We start from the raw sequence: 8,887 nt of genomic DNA, 5'->3' as shown, positions 1-8,887 counted from the left end.
GGAACAACTCCCACAACTCGTCCGGAACCAGCCGCTCAACGATCCCCACCATGACTCACAGGATACCGAGTCACCCAAATGAGATGACTTCTTAGACCAGGGAGCACCTGATGTGCCTCGCGGAGCATGTTCTGGGCCGGGGCCTCGCCCAGCTCGCGCCGCAGTTGATCGGCATGGGCGATCCACAGCCGGTACAGCCGCTCCCACATCGCGGGCTCGCCGGGCCGCTCGTCCACGTGCTCCTGCGTCAGGCCGGCGGCGTCGACCTGCTGGTGCCACGCCGGGTCCGCACCGCGCCTCAGCGCGCGGGTCACGACCAGGCGGCCGCCGGTGGCCAGGACGCGACTGAGCTCACGCAGCGCCGCCCCGCGATCGGCGGCACGCCCGAGTGCGTCCACGCACACGATGCCGTGGGCACAGCCGTCGGGGAGGCCGGTGTTCTCCAGTTCTGCGACGCGGAAGACGGCGCGGTCGGCGGCCGGTCCGAGGAAGTGGGCGCGGCGGGCGGTGGCCTGGGCGACGGCGACGGGTGAGAGATCGAAGGCGTCCAGGCGAACGGCGAGGGCGCGGGCCAGCCACAGGCCGATGCCACCGGCGCCGCACCCGGCGTCCACGAGGACCTGGCCCGGACACAGCCGCAGGCGCGCGGCCAGCAGCCCCAGCAGGGGCCAGTCGCAGGAGCTGGAGGCGGCGACCTCAGCCGGGTAGTCCTCGCCCATCGCCTCGGCATACAGGCGGGCAACCAGCTCGGTGCGGGCGCGAGCAAAGTGGAAGGCGTCGTACTGTGCGGAGCGCTGTCTACCGGGGGTTGGCGGCGCTGTGGTGGTGGTGTTCATCGGGGCATCGACCTTCTGATCCGTGAGTGGGTGCCGGGGCAGACGACCTGTACGGCGTGGGCGGGGCTGTGCGGAGCGGACAGGTCCAGGGCCGCCGGTTCGTGCCCCGTGACGTGCGCGACTCTCCGGGCCACGGCCTTTGCCTGGTCGGCGAAGCCGCCGCCGACCGAGGCGAAGCGGGCTGTTACCTCCGGCCACGGCGCGAGCCCGGCGGCCTGCGGTAGGCGGAAGGGGGCGGTGTCGAAGCTGCCCGGATCGCTGGGGAGGTCGTCCCGGGTCCCGGCGATGGCGGCGAGCCGGGACTGAGCGGCCTCGGTCACCGCCCGCGTCAGCGCGATCTCCGGGAGGCTGTGGCAGCCGCCGCCGGCGAAGACGACCGGGTAGTCCTGCGACCACAGATACGCCACGCACACCGGCAGCCCGTACGGGCCGTCCACCATCGCGGCCTCCAGCGCCATACCCGCTGCCGCGAGGCGGGCGATCACCTCCCGGCCGTGCGGGTCGTCGACCGTTGCGGGGTCGATCAGCGTGCGAAGCCGCCCGCCCGCCTGCCCGTCCCGGTACAGCACATCGCGCTCCACCACCTCGAACAGGCCGTGCAGCAGAGCCTCGTCGCGGCTGTTGCCGCACGCCAGGCCGGTGCTGGTCGCACGCCACACATCCGGGGTCCACCCGGGCCGCTGCCCGCGGCGGCGGACCAGGTCGACCGGCAGCAGCACCTTCGCCCCGCTCACCAGGCCGGTACCGGCCGCCCACTCCACCACCATCCGGGACAGGGCCTGTGCCGGGTACGGGGCGGTCAGCGGCAGCGCCGCCACGGGGCAGTCGGGGGCGACCTTGGCGGCCGGGCCGTACGCGGCGACGGGCAGCGGCTGCTCGACGTGCCACAGCTCGATTGCCTCCATGACCGCCGACAGCTTCGCCAGCAGGGGTGTGGCGCCCTTGCCCTGCGACGTCGACAAGGTCAGCGAGGCGGGCCGGATCGCCGTCCACACCGGCAGTCCGATGCAGTCCAGGCCGGTCAGGTCCGCGACCCGCGTGATGCCGAACTCCGGCAGCCGTCCGGCCACCGCCTCCCACGTCTCCTGCGGCGTCCGGGCGCGCACTGTGCCCGGCAGCGCCACTAAATCGTCAGCATCCAGCATGGGCCGCCTCCGTTCTCTCGGTCTCTTCCAGGAACCCGGGCACGAGCTGCTTGGCCGCCTGGACAGCACGCGCTCCGCAGACCAGACCGCGCGCGGACGCCTCTGCGTCGAACTCCCGCTCGGGGCACCGCCACACCCGCAGCAGGAGCTCACGGGTCACCTCGTCTCGGATTGCCGCAGTCGAGAAACCGGGCCGGCTACGGCGAGCCCAGGCGAGAGCGTCGGCGTACCGGGCGACCGCCCGGCGGTCCAGCGTGCTCTCGTTGGCCAGCAGCAGCGCCACGGTCTGCTCGTCACACAGGTCGACCGTGGCGTGGAACACGCGGTCCGCGGGCAGGCCCCCGCCGCCCGCCTGGGCCAGCCGCACTTCGAGCGGCAGCCCCGGCTCGCCGCCGGAGGGATGCCGGGAAAGGCGTTCGAGGTAGGCCGCCCACCTCTCGCGGAACGCCGGGTCGAACACCTGCTGGTAGACGAGGCGGTCCTCGGTGGACAGCACCATCCCGTCCACGCATTCGCGCGCAGCGGCGTTGGACCAGCGGCGGAAGTAGGCCGTCTTCCACACCGGCGGCTCGACGCCGGCCCGGTTCGTCGCCGCGGCGTCATCCAGCGCAGCGCGTACGGCGTTCAGCGCGTCGGCACGCTTGAGGTCACCGAAGTGCCGGTCCCGCTCGCGCTGCCCCGTCAGCCACCCGGCGAACCCGGTCTCGCCCTGGTGGCGGCACACGGCCCGCACTGCGGCCCACGTGCGATGCGGGTAGTAGACCGCGCGCAGCATCTCCAAAAGCCCGGCGGCCCGGTCGCTATCGAGGACCCCGGCCGACTGGGCGAGCTCCAGGCCGTGCCGGAGGTTGACCAGCGGCCAGGTCAGCGCGCCGAACTCCCCGTCCGGGGCCTGCCCGACCGCGACCTCGTCGTCGCCGTCGATCTCTCCCGAGGCGTACGCGGTGTAGATGCTGCCGAGGCCGACCATTCCGTACGGCGCCAGTTCGGCCGCTCGCAGCGCACCGATGCTCGCCGCCCCGATCATCCCGACACCCCGGCCCATCACGGCCAGGATCTCTTTGTGCCGCAGCGCCGGCGCCTGGTGATACACCCCGTCGATGAGCACCACCGTGTCACCGCCCCGGATCGCGGCGTCGAACAGGGCGCCGTGCCCCGCCGGCGGAAGCACCCGCACACCGGGCGCGGCGAGTACGGGCTCGGACGCCGACAGCGTCGGCCCGACGAACACGTGAATCACTACGGCCTCCACAGTGAAGCGCGAAGGGCGCCCCTCCCCGGGCCCACGGGCACACGAGACAGGAGGGGCGCCCAGGTCAGGACGCGAACGAGAGAGGGGACTACTCCTCGTCCTCGACGTCGACGGCGACCACCACGGGCCCGGTGATCTCCTCGGTCCCCTCCGCCGAAGCCGAGGTGCTGGCGGCCGCGATACCGGACTTGGACTGCTCCACGGGACATCTCCTTCTTGCCGATGAGACGGTGCGGGCCGGCTGCCCGTACCGGTGGTGCCGCAGGCCCGGAGTTGGTTCACCCGGCACCCGCCTGCCCGCCCCTGGCCGGGGCGGGAAGTCTCCAGCCGCTGGTGAGGGTGCGGTTGTCAGCGGCGATCCACTCCATGCCGCCGCCCTCGGGACGCAGGAAGACCGCGCATGGGGTAATCCGCCGGGTGGCGGGGTCCTCCCACTCGCCGATGAACTGCACGATGCCCCGGCGCCCGTGGCCGCCCCCGTCGACGACCGCGGCGCCCTCACCCAGCCAGTCGGGCAGGCCGTCGTGAGCGACGGGCCGGTGCGCAGAACTCATGGCACAACCTCCGTGTTCGGGCTCCCGCAAGGGTGAACCCTGCCGAGAGGGACACGGAGGGGCATCTCGAGGGGCATCATGTGCCCATGCCGATCGGACAGTTGATCCGTGATCTGCGCACCCTCAAACAGTGGACCCAATCCCAGCTCGCCGACCAGCTGGCCATTTCCGCAGGTGACCCCACCGGGGCGCCGGGCCGGGACGCGGTCAAACGGTGGGAGACCGGCAAGGTCATCCCCGGCAAGCACTGGATCGGACACCTGTCCCGCGTACTGGGAGCCCCTCACGCTCAACTGGCCGCAGAGGCTACGCTCGACCGAGTGAACCGACGAGCCTTCCTGGGACTGTCCACCCTGGCGCTCTCGCACGGCCCACTGGCCTCGGAGATGGCGGCCAGCATCGCCGCCCGCGACCCCGGCCCCCTGGCCCACGTGCAGACCACCCACGGCGCGGACATTGTCACCGCCTCGCTGACGGACAAGACGGCCGTGACGAACCTGCGCGGGTGGATGCTCAGCGGCGACGTACCGATTTTGCGCGTCAACGCCGCCGGCATCCTCGCCAAACTGCCCGGCCAGGGCCAGGCCGACCAGGTCGCCCGCGTCCTGGCCCACGACGAAGAGGTCCGCCACCTCTACATGACCGCGGTCACCTCCCGCGTCTGCGCCGTGGACTGGACGACCGCCGGACGCATCGCCTCCCAGCCCGCCACGTACGGCCACCGCGCGGGCTTCCTCGCTACCCGCTTCGCGAAGGAGGCACTCAACCCCCAGGACTCTGGCGCCCGCTGGTGCTCTTCGGTCATGCTGCGGGAGCTGAGCCCCATGATCGGACGGAGTCCCGCGTGATCGTCTTTGAAGTCCCCGCAGGTGAGCTGGTCGACGAGCTGAACAGGCAGGCTGCCGAGGCGGGTGTCACCGACGCGGCGATCGTCTCCCTGATCGGGGCGGCCGACTCCTTCACTGTCTCGACCATGCCCGAGGGCGACGCGCTCAAGGACACCATCACGAAGTACGACCTGCCCGGCGAGATGACCGGCACCGGCGAGATCCGCAATGGCTTTGCCCACATCCACGTCGTCATGGGCGTCGAAGGCGACCGCGCCATCGCCGGACACCTTCACGAAGCCCACATCGGCACCCACTTCGCCCGCGCCTACGTTATTCCCACCGGCTGACCGCCTGGGCAAGGCGCCCGTACTCGGCCCTGGTGAGATGACCGCCGCAGCGCCGTCGGCGTCCTCGTTCTGGGCACCACCTGGGGCTGGCCCCCGCCCGCCGCTCTCCGTGAGGCCGGAGCCCGTCACCTGCTGTCCGATCCCACCCGCATCGGCCTGTCCTTCCTGCACCACCTGACCTCAATCCGCGCGACCTGACCCACTCGCCCCGCTGGGCAGCTGAGCCGGGACCGTGCCGGAAACCACGGGCGCACCGAAGGAAGAACCATCGAGGATAAGAGAGGCACCCATCAACGCGATCAGATCACAGGAGATGCAGCGGCTGGCGTTCATCCGGCTGCTGGTGCAACAGGGCGTGGAGCAGTCGGCGAAGCCGGAACCGATCGCCGCGGCCGCCATTCTGACGTTCCACGATGCTGTGGAGCTCTTCTTGATGCTCACTTCTGAACACCTTGGTGTCACCGTGCCGGAGAAAGGCGGCTTCGTGCCCCGGTACTTTGACAGCTTGCACCCAGACAAGGCCGGCCCCACGGGCATTGATCTTGCAGGCCGACTCGGAGTCAAGCGGCTAACGGACCACCGGAACGCGTTCAAGCACGCTGCCGCGCTCCCCTCGGGCGCCGCCGTCATACAGGCTCGCGACGACACCGAGCGGTTCTTCGAGGAGAACATGCCCAAGGTCTTCAAGATCGCTTTCGATTCGATCGACATGGTCGAGCTCATCCCACGCGCCTCGACGCGAGAGCAAGCCCGCTCAGCCCGCAGCGCGTGGCAGCAGGGAGACCACCTGACGGCAATGGGCACTCTGGCCACAGCCTTCGAGGAACTCTTCACGACGCACGTCATGAACCCTGGTCACGGGTACTCGCCCTTCGCTTTCGGCCCCGCGGTCGAACACGGAGCCTTCATGGGGCAGAGCTTTGCCCGCGCCGTCACGACGGCGAGCGGCGAGCGTACCAACCGCAACCCGACCCACGCCATCGAAGAAATTGGGCAACAGTTTCAGCAACTCTCCTCGACCGTGTTCGAGATGCAGGCAGCACTCAGAGTGATGACGCTCGGGCTCGACCTCCACCGGTACTTCCGCTTCAAAGAGCTCTGCCCCGACATTCACAGGTACGCAGACCAGCGCTTTGAGTTCTACGATCCTGGCAACCGCTTTCAGGCTGACGAGGACGGCTTCGCGTACTGCGAACAGTTCCTTCTTGCCGCCGCGCTACGACTCGCGGAGCTAGAGGGGCACGCAACCCCGACTTGGCGGAGCGCCCGCTGACAGCACGGCGAGGCAGGCATAGCCGGACAGCCCCAGGCGGGCAAGCCCAAGCGCCCTCTTCATGGCTGCGCAACACCACGCCCTCGCCGTCGCCAGGGTTGACCACGACAGGCCAGCCAGCACTCCGCTACGCGCCTTCCGGAGCGGGAAGCTGGATTCCCCTGGCTCGTGAGATCCAGTGGACTCGCTGCCGTGATGGCAGCAGGTTGTAGTGAAGAGTGCGCAGCCCGGACCCCTCGGTCAGGTGCCATGGAGCGATCATCCATAGTCCCTCCCGGTCGGGGACCGGGAGGACCGGGGAGCCGGTCAGTACCAGGTCCCAGCGATCCGTACTCCCGTTGTCACGGTCGTCCAGTGCCGTCACCGTGCCCAGCACCTTGTGCGGCAGTTCCTGCCCTGCCTGCTCAGCGGTGAAGTTCTCCGACAGTTCCTTGATGGTGAATTCGCGTTGCAGGTAGACGTCTCGGCTTGTTCCGCCGGGTTCCAGGAGGATGACGCCGGCGGCAGTGGGCCGCCTGTCCTCGTCCGCGACGACCAGGTCGCCGTCGAACCGTGCCTGCACGCGCCGATCGCTGAGATTTTCCAGGACCAGGATCTGCTGCAGTACGAGACGGTTGGCGCCGTCCTGTTCTCCGGGGAAGTGCCAGGTGTGCCCCGGTGGCCAGGGGTTGCACGGCATCCCCGAGCTGGTCGCTGCCAGCGGGTCCCACTGCGGGGCACTGAGCTTGAGGATGACCTCTGGGGCCTGGGAGTCGAGTCGGCTGCGGATGGCGTCGGCGGTCATGAGCTGGCTGACCTTCAGTGCTCCGCGCGTGAGGTATCCCTGCCACACGACGCCACCGAAAGCCAGGGCGGTGCAGATCGAGCCGAGGGCAACCCAGAAGGTTTCTGACATGGCGGAGATTCTGTCCCCACCTATGCGGCCACGCACCAGCGCCCCCTGCCAGAGCGGGGATGGACGGTGTGGAACGTCTCGGTGCGCGGTGGCGAAACGCCCCGGCAGCCCGCGGGTGGAGCAGCGCGCGCGGTTTCGGAAATGCATGGTGCAGGCCCAGTGATTCCGTTTAGCGTGATCTGGCTGGCGAGCGTCAGCAGCATGTGGTGAACACACTGGAGTACCGATGTCTCTGCCCGCACGGCTCACCGCCGCCTTGGGACAACACCCTGATCACCTCACCGAGGACGATCTGCAGCGTGCGGTCGACAACCAGGTACCCGAGAGTGCCGACCTCGACTGGAAGAAGGACTTCTACAAAGGCACCGACGCGGGCAAGAAGGAGCTCGCCAAGGACGTGGCTGCCATGGCCAATACCGCCGGCGGCATGATTGTCATCGGCGTCGACGACGGCAAGCAAGACCATGCACACAAGCTGGACCCCTTCGAGCCGATCCCGGGCCGCGGCGAGGAATGGATCCGCTCGGTGCTCGCGAATTGGATCCAGCCCGTCGTACCCAACGTCGGTGTGCGGCCGTTGAAGTCCGCCGTGCACGAGGGCAAGATCTACTGGGTGCTCACCATGCCCCCGAGCACCCAGGCCCCGCACGCAGTCGCGGCCCCCAGCAACGACTACAACTTCCGCGTGCACGTCCGGCACGGCACCACGACCCGCACCCTTGCCGAATCCGAGATAGCTCAGCGCTACCGCGACCGCTTCCAGGCGGCCTCCGACGACGTCGACCGCATCCGACACGTTACCGACGCGGGCCTTGGCCACCTGTCGGCCTATCTGACCAGAACCCTGGGCGGCAGCAACGCTCCGGTGACCTACTACCCGGGCTGGGTCACTCTGTCCGCAGTTCCGTCCCTCCGCGGTAGCTATCCGCTGACCACTCAGGCCGATCGCAATACTGCCTTCAAATGTTTCCACGACCTTGCTTGCCACGGAGTGACACTCCGCGCGAGGCCCGAACACCCAGCGCTGGTGGGCCGTCGGCAAGTCCGCTTCGAAGGCCTTCCCACCGGCCAGCTCCATCAGGACGGCAGCTCCTACACAGCACAGACCATCAACATCCACAACGATCAGCGCGATCCTGACGGTCCCGACTTGATGTCCCAGCGCGCCCTCGAACTTGACCTCGTGACCCTGGTGCAAGCAGCTGCGGCCTGGGCCGCAGAGACCGGAGCAGCCGGCGACCTGATGCTGTCAGCCGTACTGCACCGCTACGACGGTAGCGACAAGCCCGTCCGGCTAATCGTGACCGACGACTTCTTCCAACGCGGCCCGGCGCTACCGCTTCCTGCTGCTCCTGCGGAGACGACAGGGGACCTGTCCGCCATCGTCAGCGACAAACGGGAAGCTGTTGTCGTGGCCTGTGCTCTTGTATCGGACTTGCTCGCCGACATGGGAGCCCACCAACCGCACATCCTCACCCCCGAAGGAAACATCCTGACGGACCGACTCAACGACGGACTTCGCCACCAGCTCACAGGCTGGGAGTCGTAGCACCACGGGTTCCGAGTCGTCCTACGCCAGGGGAGGGGCTGCGGGGCCCAGGATGTGCACACTCCAGTGCGACACCGCAGACACCCGGACGCGCCGGCCGACCCGGTCCACTGTCGTGGCTCGGTTGAAAGAGAGCAGGTTCGGATTCTGTGAGCTGCGCATTGCTCACTTCGATGAGCGAATGGCCGTGACGGGAGGCGCTGGTC

At 69.1% G+C, this 8,887-nt stretch carries 9 protein-coding genes; 4 read left to right on the top strand and 5 right to left on the bottom strand.

The features are described 5' to 3' along the window. Nucleotides 1-35 precede the first annotated feature (35 nt). The 4 genes from ABZ454_RS38435 to ABZ454_RS38420 form a co-directional block, all read right to left on the bottom strand. Nucleotides 36-836 (bottom strand): class I SAM-dependent methyltransferase, encoded by an 801-nt coding sequence (locus ABZ454_RS38435; RefSeq protein ID WP_359544069.1) that lies wholly within the window; start codon nt 834-836, stop codon nt 36-38. Next, on the bottom strand, nt 833-1,981 hold the full coding sequence (locus ABZ454_RS38430) for a YcaO-like family protein (protein WP_359544068.1): 1,149 nt from the start codon (nt 1,979-1,981) through the stop codon (nt 833-835). Before ABZ454_RS38430 ends, ABZ454_RS38435 begins: the two co-directional genes overlap by 4 nt. Then, a complete protein-coding gene (locus tag ABZ454_RS38425; RefSeq protein WP_359544067.1) occupies nt 1,968-3,221 on the bottom strand; it encodes a TfuA-like protein in 1,254 nt (417 codons plus the stop codon). Before ABZ454_RS38425 ends, ABZ454_RS38430 begins: the two co-directional genes overlap by 14 nt. Before the next feature lie 290 nt (nt 3,222-3,511). Then, nucleotides 3,512-3,787: a hypothetical protein gene (locus ABZ454_RS38420; RefSeq protein ID WP_359544066.1), complete on the bottom strand. Its 276-nt coding sequence runs from the start codon at nt 3,785-3,787 to the stop codon at nt 3,512-3,514. Nucleotides 3,788-3,873: 86 nt separating this feature from the next. On the opposite strand from ABZ454_RS38420, the gene ABZ454_RS38415 reads away from it, so the two are divergent. From ABZ454_RS38415 to ABZ454_RS38405, 3 genes are all read left to right on the top strand, one after another. Next, nucleotides 3,874-4,635 (top strand): helix-turn-helix transcriptional regulator, encoded by a 762-nt coding sequence (locus tag ABZ454_RS38415; RefSeq protein ID WP_359544065.1) that lies wholly within the window; start codon nt 3,874-3,876, stop codon nt 4,633-4,635. Then, nucleotides 4,632-4,964, top strand: coding sequence for a DUF296 domain-containing protein (locus ABZ454_RS38410; RefSeq protein ID WP_359544064.1), 333 nt, complete (start codon nt 4,632-4,634; stop codon nt 4,962-4,964). Before ABZ454_RS38415 ends, ABZ454_RS38410 begins: the two co-directional genes overlap by 4 nt. 232 nt (nt 4,965-5,196) lie before the next feature. Beyond that, nucleotides 5,197-6,237, top strand: a complete 1,041-nt coding sequence (locus ABZ454_RS38405) for a hypothetical protein (protein ID WP_359544063.1) — start codon at nt 5,197-5,199, stop codon at nt 6,235-6,237. A gap of 127 nt (nt 6,238-6,364) precedes the next feature. Here the strand turns inward: ABZ454_RS38405 and ABZ454_RS38400 are convergent, their stop codons facing one another. After that, nucleotides 6,365-7,132, bottom strand: a complete 768-nt coding sequence (locus ABZ454_RS38400) for a hypothetical protein (protein ID WP_359544061.1) — start codon at nt 7,130-7,132, stop codon at nt 6,365-6,367. A 226-nt stretch (nt 7,133-7,358) separates the two neighbouring features. On the opposite strand from ABZ454_RS38400, the gene ABZ454_RS38395 reads away from it, so the two are divergent. Continuing rightward, a complete protein-coding gene (locus tag ABZ454_RS38395; protein WP_359544060.1) occupies nt 7,359-8,681 on the top strand; it encodes an ATP-binding protein in 1,323 nt (440 codons plus the stop codon). Nucleotides 8,682-8,887 lie beyond the last annotated feature (206 nt).

It is taken from the genome of Streptomyces sp. NPDC005803 (assembly GCF_040630435.1).
GTDB lineage: Bacteria > Actinomycetota > Actinomycetes > Streptomycetales > Streptomycetaceae > Streptomyces.
Note: the sequence above shows the minus strand (reverse complement) of the source record. Positions and strands in the feature narration are given on the sequence as shown.

Coding starts and splice junctions, on each gene's coding strand:
- ABZ454_RS38400 (WP_359544061.1), bottom strand. CDS start 7,132: ATGTCAGAAACCTTCTGGGTTGCCCTCGGCTCGATCTGCACCGCCCTG.
- ABZ454_RS38420 (WP_359544066.1), bottom strand. CDS start 3,787: ATGAGTTCTGCGCACCGGCCCGTCGCTCACGACGGCCTGCCCGACTGG.
- ABZ454_RS38430 (WP_359544068.1), bottom strand. CDS start 1,981: ATGCTGGATGCTGACGATTTAGTGGCGCTGCCGGGCACAGTGCGCGCC.
- ABZ454_RS38415 (WP_359544065.1), top strand. CDS start 3,874: ATGCCGATCGGACAGTTGATCCGTGATCTGCGCACCCTCAAACAGTGG.
- ABZ454_RS38395 (WP_359544060.1), top strand. CDS start 7,359: ATGTCTCTGCCCGCACGGCTCACCGCCGCCTTGGGACAACACCCTGAT.
- ABZ454_RS38435 (WP_359544069.1), bottom strand. CDS start 836: ATGAACACCACCACCACAGCGCCGCCAACCCCCGGTAGACAGCGCTCC.